We start from the raw sequence: 25,103 nt of genomic DNA on the forward strand, positions 1-25,103 counted from the left end.
GTGGATATATTCGAAAAATCGTTGATATAGTGCAAGGAATCGTTGATATATTTAAATTATCGTTGATATAATTTCATTTACCGTATTGATAGACATTTTAAAAAGAGCAATTCAAAAAGAATTGCTCTTTTTGTGCTTATAAGTTGTGAATATTGAAAAAGATATGTTAATTTTTCATTATGAAGAGAAAAAAGGAGTGTTTTTTATGAATGAGATCATACATAAAATGGAGCAACACGTTTCAGTTCGTAAATATAAAGAAGAATCCATTCCGAAAGATGTAGTAGAAAGAATGGTTCAAGCTGCGCAGCATGCCGCTTCCTCGCATTTTGTACAGGCCTATTCTGTTGTATATGTAACCGATCAAGACCTAAAGGCTAAACTAGCAGAACTATCCGGAAATCGTCACGTGAAAGAGTGTGCAGCATTCTTTGTTTGTTGTGCAGACTTAAAGCGACTTGAAATGGCGTGTGAAAAGCATGGTACAGAGATAAAGCATGAAGGGGTGGAAGATTTTATCGTTGCGACGGTAGATGTTTCACTTTTTGCGCAAAACTTAGCACTAGCAGCGGAATCATTAGGATACGGTATTTGTTATATTGGTGGTATTCGTAATAACCCGAAAGAAGTGAGTGAATTGCTTCATTTACCGGATAAAGTATATCCTGTGTTTGGAATGACAGTCGGTGTGCCAGATGAAGAACATGGAGTTAAACCACGTTTACCGGTAGCAGCAATTCTTCATGAAAATGGATATGATGAAAAGAAATATGATGAATTATTAAACGAATATGATGAAACGATGAGCGCATATTACAAAGAAAGATCATCAAATCAAAAAAACATAACATGGACGGAATCAATGAGCTCATTTATGTCCAAAGAGAAAAGAATGCATATGAAAGAGTTTTTAAGTGAGAAAGGGTTAAATAAAAAATGAGTAAAAAGACAAACCTGAGACGTTAGTTTACGTTATAACATTACTTGTAAAACCGAAGCTGAGAAAGTGGGATTCACTTTTTTAACTTCGGTTTTTTATTTGTTATTATATAAAGTGAAAATAAAAATTAATAAATTTTTACAAAAGTGATAGAAAATGAGAATGAAATGCCAATAGTAAGTAAAAGCAGCTGCTAAAGGGGAACTGAGGAAGGAAGATGCTTATGATTTTCGATTCTGAAGAGGATTTAATTATAGCAATGAAAAAACGTGATCAAGATGCTTTGAAAGAAGTGATTGATTAATATGGAAAATTAATTCTGTACATTATTCATAAATCATTAAGTACCCCTATTGAAAAACAATATGTGGATGATTGTTATAATGATGTATTTACTATCATTTGGTTTCAAATCGAACAATTTGATATAGAAAAGGCAACTTAAAATCTTGGATGATTGGTATTACTAAATTAAAGGCATTGGAATATAAAAAGAAAGTATATAAAGAGAATAAAATTGATAAAGACGTAGAAATAGATGCAGGTATCCATGATAAGTATGAAATAGAACAAGAAGAGATTATGGAAATCGTACAAGATTTAAATACAAAGGATCGATATATCTTTTTAAAGAGGTATATTGATGGATATTCCATTGACGATATTGCAAAAGAATTAAAAGTAACGGCTGACTATATATACAATCGAATCTCTCGTGGAAAGAAAAAACTTCAAAAACTGTGGAAAGGGAGTGTGTAATATGGATAAAAGATTATTATCGATGTTAAATGAGCTCCAATATTCAGAAGAAGAAATTACACGTTTAGAGAAAGAAGCGAATGAGTCTATAAATATAGATAAGTATTATGTGAGAAATGGAGAGTTATTAAAAAAATTAACTTTACAAATGTTAGAAGAATCAATTCGCAACGAATTACAAGCTGGTGAAGAAATTCAGAAGGAACTATTAGTAGATGAAGGATATATGGCAAATAACAAAGTTATACCGAATATATATTACGTAGGAGCTACTTTTTATTATTATATCGTTTTAACGAATAAAAGAATGATAATGAAAGGGTTAGATTGTTATTTCAAAAAAACAAATGAACATAGCATGCCAATAGGAGATATACAATCTATTTCGCAACATAAAAAAATGAAAAACGTTTTTGAGATTAAATATAATAACAATTATATACAGTTTGGAAGTATTGCGTATGCACATGAAGTTGCGATGATTATTATGGAGTTGAAAAAACGCGGAGTAAAAGTAGAAAAGTATACAGATTTCGAAAAAGGTTTTTTCTTATTCTTTAATATACTCGTGATAGTAAGTTCAGGTCTTTGCTTTATAAAATATTTAATGTAAAAGGCGGCATAATAGCCGCTTTTTATCGGATGATTTTGTAGCTTAAAAATACAACAATAATTTCATTTAAACCAAGCTGTTATTGCGCAATCTAAAGCATTTTCTATAACGAATTCAAACTTTCAATAAGAAGATAAACACCTGTACAACTCAAAAGGATATATGTAAATATTTTGAAAATCAGTTGATTAAGCCATTTGAAAATAATTTGACCTATAAATAAACCTAACAATACAATTGGAATTGCATAAAAACTTGATTCCCAAATTGTTTTGTTCGTTCCAGTAAAGAGTATTTGAGTTATTAGACTAATGAAATATATAAACAGATAAAAAGCTAAAGTAGTTGCTCTTAACTTCTCTTTTTCAGTATCAGTTCCTGTAAAGTAACAAAGGAGGTCTGGGCATACCGATACTCGTCGTTAAAAGTCCTGATAATCCACCAACTACGAAATCTCTAAACGGTGTTGATCTAACTTTAACATTGCATATTAGCAACAATGTTAATAGTAAGAGTAGGATGCTAATTGTTAATTTAAAAGTGTTTATGTTAACGGAAATGAAGATTAAAATTCCAAAAGGTACACCGGCTATACTTCCAAAAATAAACCGTTTCAGTAAAATAAAATCAACGTCCATTCTTATTTTCCAAATGAGCGATATTGAAATAATTAATGATAAAATAATGTTTATTTGTATAGCTTCTTGCGGTAGAAATAACATGAGTAAGAAAGGTGTTGCCATTATAGAAAAGCCAAAACCTGTACTGGCTTGCAAAACAGAAGCCACCAATATTATACATATGAAAATTAATGTAATCTCCAAAATAGCCCTCCTATTTAATCAAATTCAATACATATTTTATTACTACGAAAATCGAATGTAGCTGTTTGGAGCCTATAGAATAAGTGCAATCTTTCACAATCTTACTTTTATTTTAACATAAATATTTGATTTCCTCTCAAATGGTGTTCAAGTAAAGGGCCTTTTCATGAAATGAAATGACTTGTATTTTATTTAATTTGATTGTTATATAACGATAACAAATGAGAGTAAATAAAAATTAGCAGTGAGCTATATAGTATCGGTAGGATCTTCACTAAGCTTCCCGCGATAAAATAAGAAAAGCCATATAAAACTAACAAAAATACAACATATAGCTAACAGGCAACCAATTACTTGCGGAGAAAGGGTTTCTAAAAGCCAGCCTGTAATAAACATAGATAGCTGAATGAGAGAACCATATATGGAATAATGAAATGAAAAAACTTTACCAATCATGTTTTCTTCGGTATACATTTGTAATAAGGTTGTGTCTAAAGGGACGATAATGCCCCCTGCGATACGCATGCAGAGTAAAGTAATAATACCGATAATAAGCTGATTGGATAGAACGAATCCGAGAAAGAAAAATCCTTGTAATAAGTACGCCAAGCCAAATGCTTTTTTTATTGTTTCCTTATTTTTACATACATATAGATTAACGAATAGACTACCAATAATAAGACCTAATCCTTGAACAGTATATAAAATTCCAATATTAGCATGGAAGATTCTTTCGGCATAAATTGTTAAAAGAAGTTGATAAGCACCACCAATAATCCCCCATGAAATTCCGACAAGAATTAATGCTAATATAATTTTTTTCTGTAATATGTACGTGTATCCATCTTTTATATCCACAAAAAATGACTTTTTTATGTTAAATTTTTTGTGAGAAGGGATATTCAACTTATAAATGATTAAAGCGGAAACAAAGTATGATAGGCTATTAATGATAAAAGCGATTTCTATACTTAAAGCCTGGGCGATAATCCCACCTAATGAGGCGCCCATAATTGACATAAAGCCATTAACTGTACTAGAAAGTGTATTTGCAGTTACTAAATGTTTTTGCCTAATAATCATTTTTAAAGTTGATTGTTTAGCAGGCTCAAATAAGCAAGAGAGGACCGACAAACATATATTAGCTACGAAAATAATTTCAATCTTATAGGTTGCTAATAAGTAAGTGAGTACAATAACTCCTCTTAAAACATCGGTGGAAATCAAAATCTTCTTTGTTGGAAATCGATCCACAAATCCTCCAATAAAAGGACTAAGAAGAAGTTGAGGTAACCCTTTACTCATAAAAGTTAGTGCGATAATAAACGGAGATTCTGTTACGTTATAAACGAATGTGAATAAAGCTACCGTATGAAACCAATCTCCCAGTACACTTAATGTTTGACCATAAAACAGCTTTCTAAAGTTTGTATTTGTTTTAAGCAGTGTGGAATAAGAAACTGACATAAAAGATTAATCCTTATGTATTAATGATGCTTGAACTTGTTTTTTCCATTCACTTAAATACATGTTCTCTGCTGCAGAAAGTTCAACAGGTAATTGTGCAATCAATTCTAAACTATTTCCATCAGGATCGTTAAAGTATACGGAGGCGTGTGCCAACTCTGGAAAAACGATTGGTTCAATCGGCTCCATTCCAAAGTCTTTTCGTGCTGAAATTCCTTTTTGACTTAGCCAATGTATTGCATTTTCTAAATCAAGCAAGCTTACTTGGAAGGCAATATGTCGCAAAGATGGATGATAAGTAACTTTGTATTCTGTTCCTTCCCAAAGTCCGAGCCAACTTTCATTTTCTTTAATCCAAAAGAAAGCAATATCGTCACCTCTTTTATATAATTTTAGCCCTAGTGATTCATAAAAAGGTATTGATACTTCTAAGTTACGGACGGGTAAATGTGCCTCATAAAGACCTTTAATCATTGTAATCCCCCTTAGTAAAAATGTTTCTTATTTCATAGTAAACGATATTTTGTTAGATCAAATCAGAAATAAGAGGGATATAAATTCATACGAAAGTATGAAAAAACAGCTCAAATATGAGCTGTTTTCGTATAGTTTTTAATTCATTTGGTAAGGATAGGATGATTAATATCCGTATCCGCCGCCACCCCAGCAGCTACATCCGATAATGATTAGAAGGATGAATAGTACGATAAGCAAAGCAAATCCACCGCCGAAACCAGCACAACTACCACCATAGCTCATGTGTTTTCCTCCTTTTTGTAAATTAATCTATATAATTCATGGACTACTATATACAATATGTTTTTCATGTGGAAAAGGAGCCAGTCTGTATTTGAATTAGACAAATGTCTGTGTGATTCAGGTTTTTCTATATTACATGTGCGGGAAATCTTACTAAATAAAGCGTTTACGGATTAAGAGTATGTTAAAAACGTAAAAATTGTAAAAAAAACCATTTTTATATTTTTTTATGAGGGAATATGTACTATAATTTTACAAGTAATATTATGGGAAAAGGGAGTTTTAGTTTAGAGATGGAGATGGGACGATTACAAAATAAAATAGAAAACAAAAAGAAAGAGTTAATTCAACTTGTTGCGAGACACGGATTGGATCATGATAAAGTTTTGTTATTTAGCCGAGATTTAGATATACTAATTAATAAGTTTATGAATGTAAAAGATAAGGTCCATAAATGAATAATTTATAGTTTTTTATATTAAGATATTCAACGAAAAAAAGGGGAGAAACGTTATTGGAACATTTACAAGATGAGCTTTATAAGCAAATAAAAGAAGAAAAAGGTACTGTTACAGTTTTCTTAAAGAGTGGTGTGAGAATAGTCGGAGAAGTTGCTGGCGTAGACAAATTTACAGTTTTAATGTTAGTAGATGGAAAGCAACAGCTGATTTACAAGCAGGCAGTATCAACAATAATGAAATAAGACACTCTAGTAGAGTGTCTTATTTCATTATTTCTTACAAGCTTCAACGTCAATGCCAGCAGCTAATAACTTCTTTTCTCCATCTTGTTCAATAAGTTTTTGTAATTTAGATAGGAAAGAGTCAAAGTTTGTATGTTTTGCGACTTGGAATGTCATTTTATGTTCAATTGGTAGCCACGTATTAATGTCAGCCTCGTTATGCTGAATTTTTACTTCCAATTTATCAAGCGCATTAGCAACTTTTGCTTCGTACGTTTCTTTCGCTTCAAACTCCATCCATAAATTATATAATTCTTCACCGAGAGAACCTTTTAATGTTTGTTTAATATTTAAAATTGCTTCAAGTTCATTTTTTTGTTTTTGTAATTGTAATTCGTGACTATTCATTGTATCAAAAGCAGGGATATCGCCAGCTTCAGCTTCGACTAGGTCGTGAATAATAACCATTTTAAGTAACTTTTCAATATTTACTTTTTGATCTAAATAAGGCTCAACTAAAATGGCCATTAGAGACATGCGCCATGTATGTTCGGCAACACTTTCTTGGCGTCCGTTAGAAAGCCAGCTATGTCGCATTTCGTATTTTAGTTTTTCTGCTAATGCAATGACTTGTAAAATGTTATGTTCCATCGTGATCCTCCTCTTATTTCCATACCATAATTCTAATATGGAAATGAAATGTGTCAATTTTATGAGTATATTGCGATAAATAGATGATAAGCGTATAATGAACGTTATATGTGAAAACGCATTATTAAAATAAAAAAATGTTTTATAAAAATGAAAAGGAAAGGGCAGGAATATGGGAGACGAAAAACAAGTATTTGCTAGACCAGAAAGAAAAAAAAGGAAGTTTGATATTTCTAGTCCAATGGGCATTATAGTAGGCTTCGCTATTGTAATAGCGGCGATCGTACTTAGTGGCGGTGGAATAAAAGCTTTTAAAAACTTCTTAGATATTCCATCTATTTTAATTGTCATAGGGGGAACGGCAGCGACAATTGTTGTGGCGTATCGATTTGGAGAAATAAAAAAATATACGAAAAGTATTTTTACTGTTTTACATAGAAGAGAAGAAGATTTAGAACAGTTAACGGATTTGTTCGTTGATTTTTCAAAAAAGTCTAAAAAGAACGGTTTACTTTCTTTAGAAGTTGATGGAGAACAAGTAGACAACCCTTTTATTCAAAAGGGGATTCGTTTAATGTTAAGTGGCTACGATGAAGATGAATTAAAAGAAGTGTTAATGAAAGATATAGAAACAGAAGTGTATGAGCTAAGAAAAGGGGCAACATTATTAGATAAAATTGGTGATTTCGCTCCAGCTTGGGGTATGATAGGGACTTTAATTGGTCTTATCATTATGCTTCAAAATTTGCAAGATACATCACAAATTGGTACAGGAATGGCAGTGGCGATGCTAACGACATTATATGGATCAGTACTTGCGAATATGATCGCAATACCTCTTGCGGAAAAGGTGTATCGTGGTATTGAGGATTTATATACAGAGAAGAAGTTTGTAATTGAAGCAATTTCAGAATTGTATCGTGGGCAAATTCCTTCTAAATTAAAGTTGAAACTTGATACGTATGTGTACGAAACGAAGATAAAAAAAGAAAAACGAGCAGCCTAATATTGCAAGGAGTGGTATGATGATAAAACGACCGCAAAAGGGATCGCCTCGTTGGATGACGACTTTTACAGATTTAACGATGTTATTATTAACTTTCTTTGTATTACTAGTTGCTACATCAAAGCAGGATGCAGTAAAATTGTCAAAGATGCTTGAAAAGTTTAGCGATGCGGAGCAAGTAGATGCAAAAGTAATGGAAAATACAATACCAGATATAACACATGAAAAAAATGATGAAAAAATGATCTCAAAAAAGAGAATGGATGAATTATATAAAAAGTTAAAAGCATATGTAGATAATAACGGTATTAGTCAAGTGAATGTATATCGAGAAGATACAGGGGTAAGTGTCGTTATCGTAGATAATTTAATATTTGATACGGGTGATGCGAACGTTAAACCAGAAGCAAAAGAGATAATGAGTCAATTAGTCGGATTTTTCCAATCAGTACCAAATCCAATCGTTGTGGAAGGACATACAGATAGTAGACCTATTCATAATGAGAAATTCCCTTCTAACTGGGAATTATCTTCAGCACGAGCAGCTAATATGATTCACCACTTAATCGAAGTGTATAATGTGGACGATAAGAGGTTAGCTGCGGTAGGATATGCAGACACAAAGCCAGTTGTACCAAATGATTCACCGCAAAACTGGGAGAAAAATCGTCGCGTTGTTATTTATATAAAAGAATAGTATATTATTATTTTAATAATAAAATAATAAAAATACGAAAATTCTTTTAAAAAAATATTAAATTTTATCATTTTATTTTGTATAATGAGTGAGAATGATAAGGTGAAATATTAAGATATATTTATACATAGAAGGAGAGAATCAAAAAGAATGGCACATAAAATTTTAGTTGTAGACGATGCGATGTTCATGCGAACGATGATTAAAAACTTATTAAAAAGTAATTCTGAATTTGAAATTATCGGTGAGGCGGAGAATGGAGTAGAAGCAATTCAAAAGTATAAAGAACTTCAACCTGATATTGTAACATTAGATATTACTATGCCAGAAATGGACGGACTTGAAGCATTAAAAGAAATCATTAAAATTGATTCAAGTGCAAAGGTTGTTATTTGTTCGGCAATGGGACAACAAGGTATGGTATTAGATGCAATTAAGGGTGGGGCGAAAGACTTTATTGTAAAGCCATTCCAAGCGGATCGTGTAATCGAAGCTTTAACAAAAGTAGCAAATAGCTAATATAAAAGGGGTGCCACAAGGAATCAAAACAGTGATAGAGGATACACGTGTGGCCCCCTTTTTTCTCTTTTTAAAACACTAAATTGTTATACATAAATGAAATGTTTGTTAGACAGGTAGGGGATTAAAATGCAAACAGATCTATTGAATATATTTTTTGAGGAATCAGAAGAACATTTACAATCGCTAAATGAAAATGTGCTAACTTTAGAACAAAATCCAGCTGATATGGATGTTGTAGGAGAAATATTCCGCTCAGCCCATACATTTAAAGGTATGTCTGCAAGTATGGAATTTGCGGAAATGGCGGATTTAACGCATAAGATGGAAAACGTGTTAGATGAAATCCGTCATGGGAATATCGTGGTCAATGCGGATATTATTGATGTGATTTTTGAGTGCATTGATAATTTAGAGAAGATGGTTGCAGATGTACAACAAGGCGGAATGGGTAATATTGATGTAGTTTCTACTAAACAGAAATTAGAAGCATTATTGCACGGTAATGTAGTAACTCCTACAGAACATATAGAGCAAGATCATATAGGTAACGATGGTGGAGTTTCGCATGAAGTACATATAACGGTAGAACAGCAAGCTATTTTAAAAGCAGTACGTGCCATTATGTGTATAGAAGCATTGCAAAATGTAGGTAATATACAAAAAACTGTTCCGAGTATTGAAGAAATTGAAGCGGATGCTTTCGGATTTGAGTTCACAGTATTTATGGATACTGATTATAATGTAGAAGAATTGAAACAAGTAGTGCTTCATATTTCTGAAATTGAGAAAGTAGAAGTGAAGCAAGGACATACATCACAAGAAGCTGTGCAAATAGAGAAAATGATACAATCTTCTGCAGTTGCGCAGGTTGTATCACCTGTAGAAGCACCGAAACAACCAGCTAATACTACACCAGCTAAAAGCACAGTAAAAACGAAAAATGCTAAAGTGGAGAATCGCTCCATTCGTGTTCAATTAGAGAAAATCGAAACATTAATGAATATGTTTGAAGAAAGTGTAATTGAGCGTGGGCGCATTGATGAATTGGCACAAACGATTCAAAACAAGGAATTAATTGAGCATTTAAATCGATTGGGAGATATTTCAAAAGATATTCAAAATGTACTTTTAAACATGCGCATGGTTCCAATTGAAACGGTCTTCAATCGTTTCCCACGTATGGTACGAATGTTAGCGAAAGATTTAGGTAAAAAAATCGATTTACAAATTACAGGAGAAACTACTGAAGTTGATAAAATTGTAATTGATGAAATCGGTGATCCGCTTGTTCATTTAATTCGAAATGCAATTGATCACGGTGTTGAGACTGTTGAAAAACGACGTGATGCAGGTAAAAATGAGACAGGAACGATTAAATTAGAGGCGTTTCATAGTGGAAATCATGTCGTTATTCAAATTACGGATGATGGAAACGGTATTAATAAAGGGAAAGTATTAGAAAAAGCGATTAAAAATGGTGTTGTAACAGAAGCAGATGCGAATAGATTAACAGATCGTGAAGTGTTTGATCTTATATTCCAACCAGGATTTAGTACAGCTGAAGTTGTATCGGATCTTTCTGGGCGTGGTGTTGGATTAGATGTTGTAAAACATACGATTCATAGTTTAGGTGGACATTTAATTATTGATTCTGAGGAAGGAAAGGGAAGTACATTCAGAATTGAACTTCCGTTAACTTTGTCTATTATTCAATCTATGCTTGTTCAAACGAACGATAAGCGTTATGCTTTACCTCTTGGAAATATTGTGGAAGCAATTCGAATTAAGAGAGAAGACATCCAATCCTTACAAGGAAAAGATGTGTTAAATTATCGTAACCAAATTATTGAAGTGAAACATTTAAGTACAGTATTTGGTGAAAAAACAGTAGATGAGGCGTTTGCGTCATATGATGGTCAAATGGTTCCTGTGTTAATTGTTCGTAATACACATCGTAGCTATGGGCTTATTGTAAACACAATTATCGGTCAAAGAGAAATCGTCTTAAAGTCATTAGGTGACTTCTTTGCAGAGAGTTCTAACTATTTCTCTGGTGCGACGATTCTCGGTGATGGACGAGTGGTCCTCATTTTAAACCCAGAAGGTTTATAATAGGAATGAAGGAAAGCTCCCCACTTGTATACAATTGGGGAGCTTTTTGGTTAATTATTATGAATGTATAAAAATAATTATATAACTGGAAATAAATACAGAGTAACGATTTGTATAATCAGTTTGTTAAAATATAATGAGTGTAATAAGTTGAGAGTTTATCCTGCTAGTTGCGGGTTAATAATCAGTGAGGAATGGATAGAAGTCCCACTGATTAAAGTGTCACTTTATATCATTTGATAGAAAAACAGAAATGAGGAGGCAGGGAAAATGCCTGAGCAACAAACAAACGGGGAAACGAGCACAATTGTGCTAGAAAAAGAAAATGAGCATTTAACACCTCAAGAATGCGATATTCTTGGCGAAATCGCAAATATATCATTTGGTTCAGCTTCGACTGTATTATCAACAATTTTAAATAGGCAAGTAAACATTACTGCTCCTCGTGTAGAATTGGTAGATTTATATGATACAAGTGATGTTGAAGTTCCACATGTTGTGTTAAATATTCATTTTACAAAAGGATTAGATATGGAAAACCTTCTTGTTCTTAAGCAAGATGTTGCACTATCAATTGCTGATTTAATGATGATGGGGACAGGTGAAGTGGAAGAAGGAAAAGAACTTGGTGAATTAGAGCTAAGTGCTGTACAAGAAGCGATGAATCAAATGATGGGATTCGCAGCTACATCTATGTCGGAATTCTTCCAAGATACAGTAGATATGTCTCCGCCGACAATTAAAGTCGTAAAGCTATCAGAAGAGATGGAGAAAATCTCTGAAATAACTGGAAATAACACAATAGTTAAAGTATCATTCGATCTAAAAATAGATAATCTTGTAAACTCTAAACTTGTACAAATTGTTTCGGTGGAACATGCGAAACGAATGATAAATAAATTACTGCAATTATCTGGTGAAATAGAAGAAAGAGATGAACCGGCGGAACTGGTTGAAACTGAGATTGTAGAGGAACATGTTGAAAAAGAGTATTTAACACAAGAAGAGAAAGATGTACTCGGTGAAATTGCGAACATTTCAATCGGTTCAGCTTCAACGGTATTATCAACGCTTTTAAATCAGCCAGTCACGATTAGTACACCAAATGTAGAGGCGATTAATGTTCGTCATTATGATGGAGTACCAGTGCCATTTGTCATTTTAAATGTCGACTTTGTTGAAGGGCTAAAGAATGAGAACGTATTCGTATTTACGAAAGATGTTGCCTTAACAATGGTAGATTTAATGATGATGGGAACAGGGGAAGTTGATCCGGAAAAAGAGCTTAGTGAATTAGAACTAAGCGGTATTAAAGAGATCATGAACCAAATGATGGGGCATGCTGCAACAGCGATGTCGGAAATGTTTCAAGAAAAAATGGACATGACGCCGCCAAATGTCAAATTTGTAACGTTAAAAGAAGAAATGGAATACTTGGGAGAGTCAATGGAAGTGGACGAACTCGTTCAAATTACGTTCAATCTTGAAATTGGCGATCTTCTTCAATCGAAAATGTATCAAATTTTACCCATTTCCGAAGCGAAAGAAATGGTAAGAAGACTTCTGTATCCAATGGTGGAAGAGCAAGAAGAGATTACCCCGGAAGAAATTGAAGAGGAAGAAATTGCGGCACCAGTTGTACAACCTATTGAATTTAAAGAAGTAAAACAGATTGAACCAGTATATATGGATACATCCATTCTACAAAATGTAGAAATGAATGTGAAATTTGTATTTGGAAGTACTGTGAAAACCATTCAAGATATATTAAGTTTACAAGAAAATGAAGCGGTTGTACTAGATGAAGATATTGATGAACCGATTCGAATTTATGTGAATGATGTATTAGTGGCATATGGTGAACTTGTAAATGTAGATGGGTTTTTCGGAGTAAAAGTGACGAAATCGCTATAAGGCGTTGAAATAGGAGTTTGAACGAGTAGATGAAAAACGTAAAGTTTTTTCTAATGAGTTGGCTATGTATACATGTGTGCTTGTTCTTCCCCCTGCAAAGTCAGGCGGAAGAACAAATTGAGCCAGAGCAAAAAATAAATAAATTGGAAGTAATAGAAGAAAATAAGAAACTTCAAGAACAGCCAGAGCAAGTAGAAATAAATCAAGGTGAAGATGAACAAAAAGAAGTGACGAATGAACAAAAGAGCGAAAGAAAGATAGAAACGGATCAAGGTGTTATTACAGTAAATAAGCCAGAGCTAAAAGTTGGCGAAGAAATGCGGATTACTGTAGAACCAAACGAGAAAGACATTCAAAGTATGAAAGGTATATTGCAGTTACAAAGAAATGGCGAGCAGTATGCACAAGAAAGAATGCTATCTTTTGAGTATGATGAAGAAACGAAGCGATGGATTGCTAACTATAAAGTCGAGAGTTTTGATTTACAAGGTGATTGGAATCTTCATCTCGTTCAAAGTTACAAAGAAAATGAGAAGGAAGAGCTCATAGAAAATGAAGTGAAAGTCCCGCTCGTTCGTATTGGAAATGAAACACCAACTATAGATAAAGAATTGCCGAAGTTACATAAAGTTACTATTGATGAAGCAAAAGAGAACTTAATTGAACGGAAACAGGGAGATTCTATACATATACGAGTGAAAGCTGCCGATGTAGAATCTGCTGTGAAAGAAGTGCGCGTTACATTAAAAGGGAAAGATGATAAAGAAATTCCCTTTTTATTAGACTACAACAAGCGTGACATGGATTGGCAAAAAGTATTTGAACTAACTGATGCCTTGCCAAATGGACAGTATAAACTATTTGTAGAAATAGTGGATGCTGCAGGCAATAAACTTGTTGCGGAAAGTGAATATATCGTTTCTGTTTTGGGACAAAAAATGGAAGATGATAAAAAAACAGAAGAGCAAGAGAATGAAAATAAAGTAGAAGATAAGAAAGAAATTAGTAAGCAAGAAGATTCGAAAGTAGAGATCGTGCTTCCAGAAGAAAAACTTCCAGTTATTCACATTCCGAAGCAAGACGAGAAAGTAAATGAGTTTATACAAGAAACATTGAAAGAGAAAGAGGAATTCCCTCACGTTATAAAAGACCCATTGGCAGATAATAAGGAAGTAAGTAATGTAAAGGCTCAAAAAGAGAAAACAGGTAAAAATGACAAGCAAGACGTTTCGAAAAAGAAAACAGAGCCAGAAGATAAGAAAGAAGAAAGAAGTGAACAAGGAGTACAAGCTTCTAATGTGTTTACTATTATGTCAGGTTTATTTGTACTATTTTTAGTTTTAAAGAGTAATAAAGAATGGGGCTAATCATTTCGTAGTAGTGGAGGCATTTAAATGGAAATTAACCGTACGACAGTTGAAAATAAGACGCTACAACCATTAAAACAGCCTGCAGCTATTTCGGAACATGAAATTCAGAAAGAACGAAAGCATAGTAATTTAGTGTTTAGTGGGCAGTCTAAAATCATTTCGAAAAATAATGAAATAGGCATTTTACTTGCAAGTTTAGGCGATGGAAAGATTATGAAGGAAATACTTTCTAAAGAGATGGATACAGTGTTACAACTCTTTAAAAAGTTACATACGTTATCTGGAGAAGGTAAGCAAACAGAAAAAATATTTGAACAAGTAATTAGAAGTTTACAAGGACTTGTTAAGCAGGCGCATATAAAAGATCTTCCTTTATTAGATGGAACGTATGATTTCGCTGAAGTACAACTATCATTTGGTAGAAAGGTACATATTCCGTTATTAGATGTAAGTGCACTTATCTCTAGAGTGGAGAGTGATTCTTCAGAAGGAAATATAAATTTAATGGTAACGGTTATTACTGCTTATATAACGAAATTGTCTAACGAAACCATTTTAATTAGCGTTACAGACCGCACGGCAAAAGATCGGGATGTCAGTGTATGGAGAGCGCTCGCAGAAATGAATATGACACAATTGTCACAGGCGTTGAAACATACAATGCAAGAACATAAATGGTCTATGACGTTTCTTTTTCTTTTTATATGGATTGTTGGTATCATTTTAATTCGAGTTATATAAAAAGGTCGTCACTTCATTGTGACGACCTTTTTAATCCCGTAAAAGCCCGATTGGTATGTGCTGATTAAAGTTTCACTTTATATTTTTTCATAGAAGAATGTATCAAACCGCTGAAGGTTGTAACGTTCGGGTGTTAAAATTTGTTCTGTACTACCAACAAATAGTACACCGCCTTTTCGTAAAGAACGACTAAACTTTTCATAAAGCTTTACTCTTGCTTCTTCTGTAAAGTATATCATTACATTACGACATATAATTAAATCGTAATTTGTATCGAATGACTGCATTAAGAGGTCGTGTTGTTTGAACGAAACGTTTTGCTTAATGTTTTGATGCAATGAATATGTATCATTCTCTTTTGTGAAATGACGCTCTTTCAAATCGATAGGTAATTCTTTTAAAGAACGTTCTGTATATTGACCGCGTTTCGCAGTTTCTAAAATATGAAAATCAAGATCTGTTGCTTGAATTTCATAGCGAAATGGAGAAAGATGTTTCGATAAAATTAAAGAGAGTGTATATGGTTCTTCACCAGCAGCGCAAGCAGCACTCCATACTTTTAATTTCCCGTTATTTTGTTCAAGTAATTTTGGCAGTGCTTTCGTCTCTAACGTTTGCCAACGTTCTTTATTTCTGAAAAACTCTGAAACGTTAATTGTAATATAGTCAATAAAACTTAAAAATAAATTTTGATCAGCACGTAAATGATTTAAGAAATTTGCGTAGTTGTCAAATCCTTTTCTTGAAATGAAAGCATCGATTCTACGGCGCATTCTATCCTGTTTATACGAAGCGATATCCATATTGTATTGTTGTTTAAAACTCGCGATAAAATGATCATAATCTTGTTCAAGTATCATATTTACAATGGGCACAATAACGATATTGTGCCTCCCCCTTTACATCATACGAATTTTTTGTTCAAAGCTTTTTTTCATCTGTTTTTCATGTAAACCCGGTAAATCATAAATAACAGCATCAATACCTGCTTCTTTTGCAACGTCAATGGGAATGACAGATGTATGTTTGTCCCCGTTATAAAAACAGAGAACTAAATCGGTATCTTCAATAATTTGTTTTACAAAAAACATAAAATCTGATCGATAAATGGAGTCGGAAGGATGATCAAAAGCAACATACTCGGCTCCGTGTTTTTTTAAGTAATGAACGACTTCTTGAAATTCATCTGTTAATGCTTGTAACGGTTGTAGCGTGTAAAGGCATAAATTTTGAGCGAGTCTTTCGTTTTCAATGAAAAAACGAAGAACTTCATTTTCGATAGATTTATAACATAATATGTAAATTTTATGTTTGTGAGCATAGTCAGTTAGAAATTTTTTAATTTCATCTTGATCTAATGCTGTTAATTGATTTGAACCACAAAGAAAAATATTCATAGAATTGTGCCACCTCATGCTAAATTGTAACATATCTTTTATAAAAAATAACTGCAAAATATTACTGTTCAGAGTATAATTATAAATAACTGGATTTTACGATTAAGTTTAGGAAGAAATAAAAAAATAAATAGGTGATATATATGCTACGTTCTATCTCGCATAATCCAATTTTATCGCATATACCGCCTGCTACTCAAATGCCGAAAGAAGCAAATGTCAGGACAGGACTTGCATTTTCGGATAATTTGCATGCAGATCCGAAAAAAGATAAATTGCTAGAACAAATGGAAGCGTTTGTCGATAATATTGGAGAAATAAAAGAGAAAATTGAAATGGAATTAACGCTTGATAATGTCATGGAATACAAAAATACAGTGAAATCATTTTTGAATTTTTACGTAGATAATGTATTGCAATATAAAGACGTTATGTCTCGTCATCCGCGTTACGGATATTCACAGAAAATGACGATTGTGAAACAAGCAGAAATGGGATTAAATGAATTAGAAGATGTGATGAACTTAATTAATACAAAAACTGGACATTTAGAAATGTTAAATCAAATTGGAGAAATCCACGGTTTAATTGTAAATTTAGTCTTGTAAAAGGAAGGAAGCTATATGTACATACAATTATATGAGAAGCTCGTTATTATTCAAAAAGCATATGAAAACATTCAAACGCTTGGAGAACAAATATATGAGAATTTAAAACATAAAAATGTAAATGCAGTTCAAAAGTTGCAAGTAGAGCAATTGCAGTACATTGATGGTTTAAAAGGATTATCGAGCGCATTTGAAGAAATGGTTGTTCAGTTTTGTAAAGAAAAGGGCGTTGAACCAGCTCGCGTGAGTGCATTATTTTCGTATTTTTCCCATGAAGAAATTGAAAAAATGGAAAAAATACAAAAAAACGTAGTTGAATTAGAAGAGAATGTAAAAATGATTCTTTTAAAAAATCAATATTACTTAAACGTACTATTAAAAACTACAGAAAGTATTGTGGATTCCGTTTCTGAATATAATTTGGAGCGAAACAATAATTCGCAAATCTTTATGAATGAACTATTGTAAAGGAGAAGTGAAGCTTTATGAGATTATCTGATTATAATACACCGCTATCGGGTATGTTAGCGGCTCAAATGGGGTTACAAACAACGAAACAAAACTTGTCTAACATTCATACACCGGGTTATGTGCGTCAAATGGTGAATTACGGATCTGTTGGAGCAAGCAATGGTCATACGCCAGAACAGAGAATTGGATACGGTGTACAAACGTTAGGTGTCGATCGTATTACTGATGAAGTGAAGACGAAACAGTTTAATGATCAATTATCACAACTCTCTTACTATAATTACATGAATTCAACGTTATCACGAGTAGAGTCTATGGTAGGGACGACAGGAAAAAATTCATTATCTAGTTTAATGGACGGCTTCTTTAATGCTTTTCGTGAAGTGGCAAAAAATCCAGAACAACCAAATTACTACGATACATTAATTTCTGAAACTGGGAAGTTCACAAGCCAAGTAAATCGTCTTGCGAAAAACTTAGATACAGTGGAAGCACAGACTACAGAAGATATTGAAGCACATGTTAATGAATTTAATCGTCTTGCCGCAAGTTTAGCAGAAGCGAATAAAAAAATTGGACAAGCAGGCACACAAGTACCGAATCAACTGTTAGACGAACGTGATCGCATCGTTACAGAGATGTCTAAGTATGCCAATATAGAAGTATCTTATGAATCTATGAATCCTAATATCGCGAGTGTTAGAATGAATGGTGTTTTAACAGTAAATGGACAAGATACATATCCACTTCAATTAAATAAAGAAAAAGACCCAATGTCAGTTGAGATTTATGGCTCAGAAATCTCTGTAACTAGCGGAGCGATAAAATCAGCGATTGATACGAAAGCGAAGATTGTTGAATATAAAAAAAACCTTGAAGGTTTAATGAGTTCAGTGAAAAATCAAGTGAATACAGTGATGGGAAAAGATTTCTTCGTTGGCGATTATGCGAAAGATATGAAGTTAAATCCAGAATTTGCAAAAGATATTTCGAAAATGAAAATATCTGCTGAAACAGCAAATAAACTAGCAGCAATTACAGATGGCGATTATAAAGAAGGCCTTTCTTATAAACAAGCATTAGACCAATTCATAGTAGGTGTAGCTTCTGATAAAAGTGCAGTGAATGCTTATCAAAAAATTCATGGAGACTTATTAGAAGGTATTCAGCAAGAAAAAATGAGTGTCGAAGGGGTAAATATGGAAGAGGAAATGGTAAATTTAATGGCCTTCCAAAAATATTTCGTGGCGAACTCTAAAGCGATTACTACGATGAATGAAGTGTTTGATAGTCTATTTTCGATTATTAGATAATACGAATTAGAAAAGAAATCTCCTCTTTTTTATGGTTAGAAAGAGGACCTGCGGATGGTAGAGGCGTTCAATGCCTATCATTGGCCCAATCGATGTGAGACTAGAAATATAAAATAGTTGAAGGTTAAGTGAGTTAAGAGGATAGCGATAGGAAGCTGTGGATTCTTCTTAACGCCAATTCAAATATAGATAAAGGAGAAGAGAGAGATGAGAGTATCTACATTTCAAAATGCAAGCTGGGCAAAGAATCAGTTAATGGATTTGAACGTGCAACAGCAATATCATCGAAATCAAGTAACTTCGGGGAAGAAAAACCTTCTTATGAGTGAAGACCCACTTGCAGCAAGTAAATCATTTGCAATTCAACATTCATTGGCAAATATGGAACAAATGCAAAAAGATTTAGCCGATTCGAAAAATGTATTAACACAAACTGAGAATACTTTACAAGGTATTTTTAAATCTTTAACGAGAGCAGATCAATTAACGGTGCAGGCATTAAATGAGCCAAATGGTGAAAAAGAATTGAAAGCCATCGGTGCAGAGATTGATCAAATTTTAAAACAAGTTGTATATTTAGCGAATACGAAAGAGCAAGGTCGTTATATTTTCGGTGGTGATAGTGCGGAGAAGCAACCATTTACAGAAGATGGTACATACCAAGGTGGAAAAAATGATGTAAATTGGCAACTAAATGACGGTTATGAATTAAAAGCGTTTCGTAACGGAGAAGCATTATTATCTCCGGTTATAAAAACGTTAAAACAGATGAGCGAAGCGATGCAAAAAGGTGACCAAAAAGCGTTACAACCGTTATTAGGAGAAAATAAGAAAAACTTAGATGGCATCATTAACCGTACAACTGAAGTTGGTTCAACAATGAACACAATGGAAACATTTAAAACAATTTTAAGCGAGCAAAATTTAGCGCTTCAAGAAAATCGTAAAGAAATTGAGGATGTCGATTTAGCGGTAGCAATTTCTGACTTAGCGTATATAAATGCGACGTATGAAGCGACGCTTAAAGCAGTTAGCACGATGAGTAAAACGAGTATTTTAGACTACATGTAATTAATAAGGAGTGAGAAAAATGGCAGGAACAACGATGACAGGTATTGGTGGTAGACAACAAATTTGGAATCTCGGAAATAATATGATCGATACTTCAAACTTCGTCGAATTAGAAATGAATGCGTTAGATATGAGGAAAACACCGTATACGAAAGAAAAGAACGACCTTACAAATGATAAATTATTATATACAAGTTTAAAATCAGAATTTAGTTCTTTCACACAAACATTTAAAAACTTAGCGGCTTTTAAAGGGAATGAAAAAAAAGTAACGACAACACAAGACGGTTATATAAATGTAAAAGCTGATGGTGGTGCGATTGCAGGAACTTTTAATATGACAATTACACAGCTAGCGCAGCGTCATCAAATAGCTTCAAATGACATTACAGATATAAATGCAAAGCTTCCTAAAGATGAAACATTAAAACTAGGCGGTAAAGAATTAAAAGTAACAACTGATATGACATATAAAGATTTAATTAATAAGATTAATGATGGAGATTATGGCGTATCAGCTTATACACTTGGAAATAAAATGTTCATGACCTCGAAAAAAGAAGGAACAGATGGAGTAATTAAGTTTGAGGGGAACACATCTACACTATTTCAAGATATTGGTTTAGCTAATGCGGATGGAGTAGCGCTTAATGTAATCAATGAAGCGCAAAATGCTAAATATAGTATTAATGGTATCACAGCTGAAAGCTTTACCAATACAATTGAGGCTCTTCCAGGCGTGAAAATTGAATTATTAAAGGTAACTGAGCCAAAAGTGGAAGGGACACCAGATGCTGGCACAACACCAGATCCAAAAACAAAAGGTATAGACCTAAAATTTACAGTAAATGACTCAAACGTAACAGATGCATCGAATGTTATTAAGAAGATGGTTGCGGATTATAATAAAGCTGTTAGTACGGTAGATATCTTTGCCGGAAAAGGTGGGGCTTTCCAAGGTCAAGCCATTATGCAAAGTGTACGTCAAGCGATGAACAATGTCGTAACATTTTCTCAAGATGGTAATTATTTATTCACATTTGGTATTCAATTAAAGCAAGATGGAACGATGGAAGTTAATGATGAAAAATTAACACAAGCATTAAAAGAAAAACCTGATGCAGCGAAGCAATTTTTCTTTAGTTCTAACGGTTTAGGAAAAATGATGGAAGAGCCACTTGATAAACTATTTGGTGATAAAGGTGTAGTCGGTGAGAGAGTAAAAAATATTGACTCACGTGTAAGTGATTTAGATAAAAAGATTAAAGATATCGAGACGCAAAACTTGCAAAAGCAAGATGAAATTGTGAAGAAGTATCAAAAATTAGAAAGTACATTAGCGGCGCTTGATAGCCAGCTAAAAACAATTAAAGCAATGACAAAACAAAAAAGTGATGATTAATGAAAGTTAAGGAAGTGATGGTATGCAAGCATGGCAACGTTATATGCAAAATGATATTATGACGAGTAATCCGATTAAAAATACAATTTTTATCTATGAAAGATGTATTGTAGAGTTTCGTAATTTAGAAGAGCTTTTACATACTTTTAAACTACAAGAAGGAGACGCGCTTCTTGAAAAGTTAGAACGTATTTTTGAAGAATTGAAGCTTCAATTGAACCCTGAAATTACGAAAGACTTATATGATAGTCTTTATGGTTTATACGATTGGATTAGTATTCAAATTCAGACGATGAAAGTAACGCGTGAAGCAAAAGACATGGATGCGATTGTGAAAGTGTTACAAGATTTAATAGACGGTTACCGCGGAGCACTTGAAAATGAACAATGATATTTATCGGACGTTTGTCGGCTGTTTTAATGAAATCGGTGAATTGCAAGTGTCAGATGGAGAGTTTGCTGAGAAGAGTGAGATGTTAAATCGCTGGATGATGACATTGGATGAAGAAACGCGTGCGCAAGTTGCAGCAGAAGTAAGTCCATTCATTATTAAGGCAGCGCAGCATATTCGAGATAAGCAAAAGATTTTGGAAGAAATGATTATGACAAATGATGGACGAATGAAAGCTAATTCATTTTACGGTAAATATTAATAATACAGTTTACAAATGGATTTCCCCTTTTTAAAGGGGATCCATTCCTTTGTTTAAGTAAATAGTTCCGCTGATTGAGGTTTCATTTTATGAATGTAATGAAAAAATAGTAGTAATCTAAATAATATAAAAATGAACTTTAATGTGTAGTTCATATATGAAAATAGTTCACGGATCACTGTCTGTATACAGTTTTTTGTATTCTTTTTATATTTTTGTATTTTTCTAAAGACAACAATGGAAAAATGGAATAAAATATGTAAGGGTACATAATAGTTAATATTTTAATAAATACATATAATAAAATAAATAATGAAGTGAAACTTCCATCAGTGGATCATTAAGGTAGAAAAGGAAGGGTGTGGAATATGCCAGATTTAGTGAGTGATGTAAGCCATTATATGAACTATTTAGTAACGAAACGAAATACTGTTTCTAGTAATATTGCAAATGCGAATACACCTGGCTATAAAGCACAAGATGTAACATTTGCTGAGCAGATGAGTAAGAGCAGTGCGTTATATAAGAACAATGCGGCTGATTTAAAGAGCAATCCAGATTTATATCAAACGAATGAAATGCACTTACCGACAGTAAATATGAAAAATACGTATGCAAAGATTCAAACGAAATCAATGCAAAAGAATCAAGATGGAAATAGTGTGGATGTAACGACAGAAATGCTAGATTTAATGAAAGCAAATCAGTTATACGGTATTTCAATTAATGCAATTAATACACAATACGCAATTAACCAAGCGGCACGTGGACGTTAAAGGTAGAAGGAGAGACAACGATGTTTCAGGCAATGAATGCAAGTGGCTCAGGACTAACGACAGCGAGAAAGTGGATGGAAGTTACTTCAAACAATATTGTAAATGCGAATACGACAGCCGCTCCGGGGGCAGATTTATATGAGCGTCGTAGTGTGGTGCTAGAATCAAATAATAGTTTTGCAAGTATGTTAGACGGGGCTCCTACTAACGGAGTGAAAATAAAAAGTATTGAAGCAGACAAAACGGAAAACTTAGTGTATGATCCGACGCATCCGCATGCAAATGAAGAAGGATATGTACGTTATCCAAATATTGATGTAACTGCTGAAATGACGAATGTTATGGTTGCTCAAAAAATGTATGAAGCAAATACAAGTGTATTAAATGCGAACAAAAAAATGCTCGATAAAGATTTAGAAATTGGACGAGGATAAGGGGGAAGATAGGGATATGAAAATTCAACCAATGTTACATACACAGCCATTTGGAGCAATTCAGTCAATTGGTGCACCGAAAACTTCGGAAACTTCTGTAGCTCCGGGAAAAAAGTTTATTGATTTATTGGAAGATATGAATCAAACGCAAAATAATGCGCAAACAGCAGTATATGATTTATTAACAAAAGGGGTAGGAGAAACACATGACGTTTTAATTCAGCAAAAAAAAGCTGAATCTCAAATGAAAACGGCTGCTCTCGTACGTGATAATCTTATTGAAAATTATAAGTCACTAATTAATATGCAAATTTAGGAAAGTGGACGGGTGTGTTTAAATGGAAAAGATAAAAAATGTTATCCAATCGTTAAAAACGTGGCATAAGTTAGTAATCGGTGCTGCGCTTTTAGCGGTTGTAACAGGAGCACTTTTATACTTCACCTTGCCAGATAAATATGTTGTTGTATATCAAAATTTAAATGATGCAGATAAGCAAGAGATTACAGCAGAATTATCGAAGTTAGGTGTCGATTACCAATTAGCGGCCGATGGTTCAATTCGTGTGCAAAAGAATGATGCTCCATGGGTTCGAAAAGAAATGAATGGAATGGGCTTACCGTTTAATTCTAAGAGCGGCGAGGAAATATTATTAGAAAGCTCGCTCGGGTCAAGTGAGCAAGATAAAAAAATGAAGCAAATTGTCGGTACGAAAAAACAATTGGAGCAAGATATTGTACGAAATTTTGCGACGGTTGAAACGGCAAATGTTCAAATTACATTACCTGAAAAAGAAACAATTTTTGATGAAGAAAAAGCAAAGGGAACAGCGGCGATTACTGTTGGTGTGAAGCGTGGACAATTATTAACAGCTGATCAAGTTGCTGGTATACAGCAAATGATTAGTGCGGCAGTTCCTGGCGTGAAAGCAGAAGAAGTAAGTGTTATTGATAGTAAAAAAGGTATCATCTCAAAAGGAGCAGATGAAGCGCACTCTAACAGTTCCTCTTCTTATGAAAAAGAAGTAGAGATGCAGCATCAAATTGAAGGTAAATTAAAGCAAGATATTGACGCAACGTTAATGACGATGTTTAAGTCAAATGAATATAAAGTGAATACGAAAGTTTCTGTAAACTACGATGAGGTTACACGTCAATCAGAAAAATATGGTGATAAAGGTGTGCTTCGTAGTAAACAAGAGCAAGAGGAAAGCTCTACTGCACAAGAAGGAGCAGATACGAAGCAAGGTGCTGGTATTACAGCGAACGGTGACGTGCCAAACTACGGTACGAACAATAATCAAAACGGTAAAGTTGTCTATGATAATAAAAATGGTAACAAAATTGAAAACTATGAAATAGATAAAACAGTTGAAACAATTAAGAAACATCCAGAATTAACGAAAACAAATGTTGTTGTATGGGTAGATAATGATACGTTAGTAAAACGAAAAATTGATATGACGACTTTCAAAGAAGCGATTGGCACAGCAGCTGGGCTTCAAGTTGATCCGAATGGAAACTTTACAAACGGTCAAGTTAACGTTGTAACTGTTCAGTTCGACCAGCCGAAAGTTGAAAAAGAGAAAGAGCCGGAAAAAAGTGGTATGAACTGGTGGTTATTCGGTGGAATTACAGCTGGCTTGTTAGCACTAATTGGTCTAGTATGGTTCTTCTTAGCAAGACGTAAGAAAAAGAGAGAAGAAGAGGAATATGAAGAATACTTAGCCGAAGAGGAAATTGCCGCAAGTAATGAAAGTATTCTGGAAATTCCTGAAGAAAAAATAGTGCCAGAGCCAACACCGGAACCAGAAGGACCGAAAGAACCAACGTTAGATGATCAAGTGCAGGAAGCTACGAAAGAACATGTAGAAGGTACTGCAAAAGTAATTAAAAAATGGTTAAACGGACAGTAAGGGAGGAA

The 25,103-nt window shown here is 33.6% G+C and carries 28 protein-coding genes and 2 pseudogenes; 23 read left to right on the forward strand and 7 right to left on the reverse strand.

The window, feature by feature from the left end; translation table 11 throughout:
• Positions 1-205 precede the first annotated feature (205 nt).
• The 3 genes and pseudogenes from nfsA (at position 206) to JDS81_RS05385 (ending at position 2,312) form a co-directional block, all read left to right on the forward strand.
• The gene (nfsA, locus tag JDS81_RS05375) at positions 206-940 is read left to right on the forward strand and encodes an oxygen-insensitive NADPH nitroreductase (protein WP_001002408.1); all 735 of its coding nucleotides are present in this window, start codon (positions 206-208) and stop codon (positions 938-940) included.
• A gap of 316 nt (positions 941-1,256) precedes the next feature.
• Positions 1,257-1,699: pseudogene (locus JDS81_RS05380) on the forward strand (sigma-70 family RNA polymerase sigma factor).
• 1 nt (position 1,700) lies between these two features.
• A complete protein-coding gene (locus tag JDS81_RS05385) occupies positions 1,701-2,312 on the forward strand; it encodes a PH domain-containing protein (protein ID WP_000361358.1) in 612 nt (203 codons plus the stop codon).
• Between the two features lie 103 nt (positions 2,313-2,415).
• On the opposite strand, the pseudogene JDS81_RS05390 reads toward JDS81_RS05385, so the two are convergent.
• The 4 genes and pseudogenes from JDS81_RS05390 to JDS81_RS05405 form a co-directional block, all read right to left on the reverse strand.
• Positions 2,416-3,136: pseudogene (locus tag JDS81_RS05390) on the reverse strand (sulfite exporter TauE/SafE family protein).
• Positions 3,137-3,385: 249 nt separating this feature from the next.
• Positions 3,386-4,603 (reverse strand): MFS transporter, encoded by a 1,218-nt coding sequence (locus tag JDS81_RS05395; protein WP_097954670.1) that lies wholly within the window; start codon positions 4,601-4,603, stop codon positions 3,386-3,388.
• A gap of 6 nt (positions 4,604-4,609) precedes the next feature.
• A complete protein-coding gene (locus JDS81_RS05400) occupies positions 4,610-5,077 on the reverse strand; it encodes a VOC family protein (RefSeq protein WP_097954671.1) in 468 nt (155 codons plus the stop codon).
• A gap of 165 nt (positions 5,078-5,242) precedes the next feature.
• Positions 5,243-5,362: a YjcZ family sporulation protein gene (locus tag JDS81_RS05405; protein ID WP_000120179.1), complete on the reverse strand. Its 120-nt coding sequence runs from the start codon at positions 5,360-5,362 to the stop codon at positions 5,243-5,245.
• A gap of 239 nt (positions 5,363-5,601) precedes the next feature.
• Between JDS81_RS05405 and JDS81_RS05410 the strand changes: the two genes are divergently transcribed.
• Together JDS81_RS05410 and hfq are read left to right on the forward strand one after the other, a co-directional pair.
• Positions 5,602-5,820 carry an aspartyl-phosphate phosphatase Spo0E family protein gene (locus tag JDS81_RS05410; protein WP_000291696.1) on the forward strand — a complete coding sequence of 73 codons (219 nt, stop codon included), beginning with the start codon at positions 5,602-5,604 and terminating at the stop codon, positions 5,818-5,820.
• Positions 5,821-5,876: 56 nt separating this feature from the next.
• The gene (hfq, locus tag JDS81_RS05415) at positions 5,877-6,065 is read left to right on the forward strand and encodes an RNA chaperone Hfq (RefSeq protein WP_000400654.1); all 189 of its coding nucleotides are present in this window, start codon (positions 5,877-5,879) and stop codon (positions 6,063-6,065) included.
• Positions 6,066-6,092: 27 nt separating this feature from the next.
• On the opposite strand, the gene JDS81_RS05420 is transcribed toward hfq, so the two are convergent.
• Complete coding sequence (locus JDS81_RS05420; RefSeq protein ID WP_000400765.1) at positions 6,093-6,695, reverse strand: HD domain-containing protein; 603 nt, start codon at positions 6,693-6,695, stop codon at positions 6,093-6,095.
• 172 nt (positions 6,696-6,867) lie between these two features.
• Between JDS81_RS05420 and JDS81_RS05425 the strand changes: the two genes are divergently transcribed.
• From JDS81_RS05425 to JDS81_RS05455, 7 genes are all read left to right on the forward strand, one after another.
• Complete coding sequence (locus JDS81_RS05425; RefSeq protein WP_000502107.1) at positions 6,868-7,701, forward strand: flagellar motor protein MotP; 834 nt, start codon at positions 6,868-6,870, stop codon at positions 7,699-7,701.
• A 19-nt stretch (positions 7,702-7,720) separates the two neighbouring features.
• Complete coding sequence (locus JDS81_RS05430; protein ID WP_000596044.1) at positions 7,721-8,398, forward strand: OmpA family protein; 678 nt, start codon at positions 7,721-7,723, stop codon at positions 8,396-8,398.
• Between the two features lie 150 nt (positions 8,399-8,548).
• The gene (locus JDS81_RS05435) at positions 8,549-8,917 is read left to right on the forward strand and encodes a response regulator (RefSeq protein WP_000940571.1); all 369 of its coding nucleotides are present in this window, start codon (positions 8,549-8,551) and stop codon (positions 8,915-8,917) included.
• Between the two features lie 129 nt (positions 8,918-9,046).
• Positions 9,047-11,032 (forward strand): chemotaxis protein CheA, encoded by a 1,986-nt coding sequence (locus JDS81_RS05440; RefSeq protein WP_001192585.1) that lies wholly within the window; start codon positions 9,047-9,049, stop codon positions 11,030-11,032.
• A 270-nt stretch (positions 11,033-11,302) separates the two neighbouring features.
• Positions 11,303-12,946: a flagellar motor switch protein gene (locus JDS81_RS05445; protein WP_097954672.1), complete on the forward strand. Its 1,644-nt coding sequence runs from the start codon at positions 11,303-11,305 to the stop codon at positions 12,944-12,946.
• A 29-nt stretch (positions 12,947-12,975) separates the two neighbouring features.
• A complete protein-coding gene (locus JDS81_RS05450; protein WP_097954673.1) occupies positions 12,976-14,313 on the forward strand; it encodes an Ig-like domain-containing protein in 1,338 nt (445 codons plus the stop codon).
• Positions 14,314-14,340: 27 nt separating this feature from the next.
• Positions 14,341-15,057, forward strand: coding sequence for a hypothetical protein (locus JDS81_RS05455; RefSeq protein WP_000405178.1), 717 nt, complete (start codon positions 14,341-14,343; stop codon positions 15,055-15,057).
• A 77-nt stretch (positions 15,058-15,134) separates the two neighbouring features.
• Here JDS81_RS05455 and JDS81_RS05460 read toward each other — a convergent pair whose 3' ends face one another.
• Both JDS81_RS05460 and JDS81_RS05465 read right to left on the reverse strand, forming a co-directional pair.
• Entirely contained in the window at positions 15,135-15,917 is a 783-nt protein-coding gene (locus JDS81_RS05460) for a CheR family methyltransferase (RefSeq protein WP_061530136.1), read from the reverse strand.
• Between the two features lie 39 nt (positions 15,918-15,956).
• Entirely contained in the window at positions 15,957-16,454 is a 498-nt protein-coding gene (locus JDS81_RS05465) for a hypothetical protein (protein WP_001020087.1), read from the reverse strand.
• Between the two features lie 143 nt (positions 16,455-16,597).
• Here JDS81_RS05465 and JDS81_RS05470 point away from each other — a divergent pair, with 143 nt between their 5' ends.
• The 11 genes from JDS81_RS05470 to JDS81_RS05520 all read left to right on the forward strand — a co-directional run bounded on the left by JDS81_RS05470 (position 16,598) and on the right by JDS81_RS05520 (position 25,095).
• Positions 16,598-17,062: a YaaR family protein gene (locus JDS81_RS05470; protein WP_000946323.1), complete on the forward strand. Its 465-nt coding sequence runs from the start codon at positions 16,598-16,600 to the stop codon at positions 17,060-17,062.
• A 15-nt stretch (positions 17,063-17,077) separates the two neighbouring features.
• Positions 17,078-17,530 (forward strand): flagellar export chaperone FlgN, encoded by a 453-nt coding sequence (flgN, locus tag JDS81_RS05475; RefSeq protein WP_097954674.1) that lies wholly within the window; start codon positions 17,078-17,080, stop codon positions 17,528-17,530.
• Between the two features lie 17 nt (positions 17,531-17,547).
• Positions 17,548-18,846 carry a flagellar hook-associated protein FlgK gene (gene flgK, locus JDS81_RS05480; protein ID WP_097837900.1) on the forward strand — a complete coding sequence of 433 codons (1,299 nt, stop codon included), beginning with the start codon at positions 17,548-17,550 and terminating at the stop codon, positions 18,844-18,846.
• A gap of 207 nt (positions 18,847-19,053) precedes the next feature.
• Entirely contained in the window at positions 19,054-19,917 is an 864-nt protein-coding gene (locus tag JDS81_RS05485) for a flagellar hook-associated protein 3 (RefSeq protein ID WP_001266434.1), read from the forward strand.
• A 19-nt stretch (positions 19,918-19,936) separates the two neighbouring features.
• Entirely contained in the window at positions 19,937-21,319 is a 1,383-nt protein-coding gene (locus tag JDS81_RS05490) for a flagellar hook-associated protein 2 (RefSeq protein WP_097954675.1), read from the forward strand.
• A gap of 22 nt (positions 21,320-21,341) precedes the next feature.
• Complete coding sequence (locus JDS81_RS05495) at positions 21,342-21,710, forward strand: flagellar export chaperone FliS (protein ID WP_001149518.1); 369 nt, start codon at positions 21,342-21,344, stop codon at positions 21,708-21,710.
• On the forward strand, positions 21,700-21,972 hold the full coding sequence (locus JDS81_RS05500; protein ID WP_001058081.1) for a hypothetical protein: 273 nt from the start codon (positions 21,700-21,702) through the stop codon (positions 21,970-21,972). Before JDS81_RS05495 ends, JDS81_RS05500 begins: the two co-directional genes overlap by 11 nt.
• Before the next feature lie 368 nt (positions 21,973-22,340).
• The gene (gene flgB / locus JDS81_RS05505; RefSeq protein ID WP_001113112.1) at positions 22,341-22,748 is read left to right on the forward strand and encodes a flagellar basal body rod protein FlgB; all 408 of its coding nucleotides are present in this window, start codon (positions 22,341-22,343) and stop codon (positions 22,746-22,748) included.
• Positions 22,749-22,768: 20 nt separating this feature from the next.
• Positions 22,769-23,182, forward strand: a complete 414-nt coding sequence (gene flgC / locus JDS81_RS05510) for a flagellar basal body rod protein FlgC (protein WP_000484909.1) — start codon at positions 22,769-22,771, stop codon at positions 23,180-23,182.
• A 16-nt stretch (positions 23,183-23,198) separates the two neighbouring features.
• Positions 23,199-23,498 (forward strand): flagellar hook-basal body complex protein FliE, encoded by a 300-nt coding sequence (gene fliE / locus JDS81_RS05515; protein ID WP_000701668.1) that lies wholly within the window; start codon positions 23,199-23,201, stop codon positions 23,496-23,498.
• Positions 23,499-23,520: 22 nt separating this feature from the next.
• Positions 23,521-25,095 carry a flagellar M-ring protein FliF C-terminal domain-containing protein gene (locus JDS81_RS05520; protein WP_000411360.1) on the forward strand — a complete coding sequence of 525 codons (1,575 nt, stop codon included), beginning with the start codon at positions 23,521-23,523 and terminating at the stop codon, positions 25,093-25,095.
• The last annotated feature ends 8 nt before the right edge of the window (positions 25,096-25,103 follow it).

Source organism: Bacillus cereus group sp. N31 (assembly GCF_016483245.1).
Classification (GTDB): Bacteria; Bacillota; Bacilli; order Bacillales; family Bacillaceae_G; genus Bacillus_A; species Bacillus_A toyonensis.

Bases quoted from the DNA above. Each gene is read 5' to 3' on its own strand.
- nfsA (WP_001002408.1), top strand. From the start codon at position 206: ATGAATGAGATCATACATAAAATGGAGCAACACGTTTCAGTTCGTAAA.
- JDS81_RS05385 (WP_000361358.1), top strand. From the start codon at position 1,701: ATGGATAAAAGATTATTATCGATGTTAAATGAGCTCCAATATTCAGAA.
- JDS81_RS05395 (WP_097954670.1), bottom strand. From the start codon at position 4,603: ATGTCAGTTTCTTATTCCACACTGCTTAAAACAAATACAAACTTTAGA.
- JDS81_RS05400 (WP_097954671.1), bottom strand. From the start codon at position 5,077: ATGATTAAAGGTCTTTATGAGGCACATTTACCCGTCCGTAACTTAGAA.
- JDS81_RS05405 (WP_000120179.1), bottom strand. From the start codon at position 5,362: ATGAGCTATGGTGGTAGTTGTGCTGGTTTCGGCGGTGGATTTGCTTTG.
- JDS81_RS05410 (WP_000291696.1), top strand. From the start codon at position 5,602: ATGTACTATAATTTTACAAGTAATATTATGGGAAAAGGGAGTTTTAGT.
- JDS81_RS05420 (WP_000400765.1), bottom strand. From the start codon at position 6,695: ATGGAACATAACATTTTACAAGTCATTGCATTAGCAGAAAAACTAAAA.
- JDS81_RS05425 (WP_000502107.1), top strand. From the start codon at position 6,868: ATGGGAGACGAAAAACAAGTATTTGCTAGACCAGAAAGAAAAAAAAGG.
- JDS81_RS05430 (WP_000596044.1), top strand. From the start codon at position 7,721: ATGATAAAACGACCGCAAAAGGGATCGCCTCGTTGGATGACGACTTTT.
- JDS81_RS05435 (WP_000940571.1), top strand. From the start codon at position 8,549: ATGGCACATAAAATTTTAGTTGTAGACGATGCGATGTTCATGCGAACG.
- JDS81_RS05440 (WP_001192585.1), top strand. From the start codon at position 9,047: ATGCAAACAGATCTATTGAATATATTTTTTGAGGAATCAGAAGAACAT.
- JDS81_RS05445 (WP_097954672.1), top strand. From the start codon at position 11,303: ATGCCTGAGCAACAAACAAACGGGGAAACGAGCACAATTGTGCTAGAA.
- JDS81_RS05450 (WP_097954673.1), top strand. From the start codon at position 12,976: ATGAAAAACGTAAAGTTTTTTCTAATGAGTTGGCTATGTATACATGTG.
- JDS81_RS05455 (WP_000405178.1), top strand. From the start codon at position 14,341: ATGGAAATTAACCGTACGACAGTTGAAAATAAGACGCTACAACCATTA.
- JDS81_RS05460 (WP_061530136.1), bottom strand. From the start codon at position 15,917: ATGATACTTGAACAAGATTATGATCATTTTATCGCGAGTTTTAAACAA.
- JDS81_RS05465 (WP_001020087.1), bottom strand. From the start codon at position 16,454: ATGAATATTTTTCTTTGTGGTTCAAATCAATTAACAGCATTAGATCAA.
- JDS81_RS05470 (WP_000946323.1), top strand. From the start codon at position 16,598: ATGCTACGTTCTATCTCGCATAATCCAATTTTATCGCATATACCGCCT.
- flgN (WP_097954674.1), top strand. From the start codon at position 17,078: ATGTACATACAATTATATGAGAAGCTCGTTATTATTCAAAAAGCATAT.
- flgK (WP_097837900.1), top strand. From the start codon at position 17,548: ATGAGATTATCTGATTATAATACACCGCTATCGGGTATGTTAGCGGCT.
- JDS81_RS05485 (WP_001266434.1), top strand. From the start codon at position 19,054: ATGAGAGTATCTACATTTCAAAATGCAAGCTGGGCAAAGAATCAGTTA.
- JDS81_RS05490 (WP_097954675.1), top strand. From the start codon at position 19,937: ATGGCAGGAACAACGATGACAGGTATTGGTGGTAGACAACAAATTTGG.
- JDS81_RS05495 (WP_001149518.1), top strand. From the start codon at position 21,342: ATGCAAGCATGGCAACGTTATATGCAAAATGATATTATGACGAGTAAT.
- JDS81_RS05500 (WP_001058081.1), top strand. From the start codon at position 21,700: ATGAACAATGATATTTATCGGACGTTTGTCGGCTGTTTTAATGAAATC.
- flgB (WP_001113112.1), top strand. From the start codon at position 22,341: ATGCCAGATTTAGTGAGTGATGTAAGCCATTATATGAACTATTTAGTA.
- flgC (WP_000484909.1), top strand. From the start codon at position 22,769: ATGTTTCAGGCAATGAATGCAAGTGGCTCAGGACTAACGACAGCGAGA.
- fliE (WP_000701668.1), top strand. From the start codon at position 23,199: ATGAAAATTCAACCAATGTTACATACACAGCCATTTGGAGCAATTCAG.
- JDS81_RS05520 (WP_000411360.1), top strand. From the start codon at position 23,521: ATGGAAAAGATAAAAAATGTTATCCAATCGTTAAAAACGTGGCATAAG.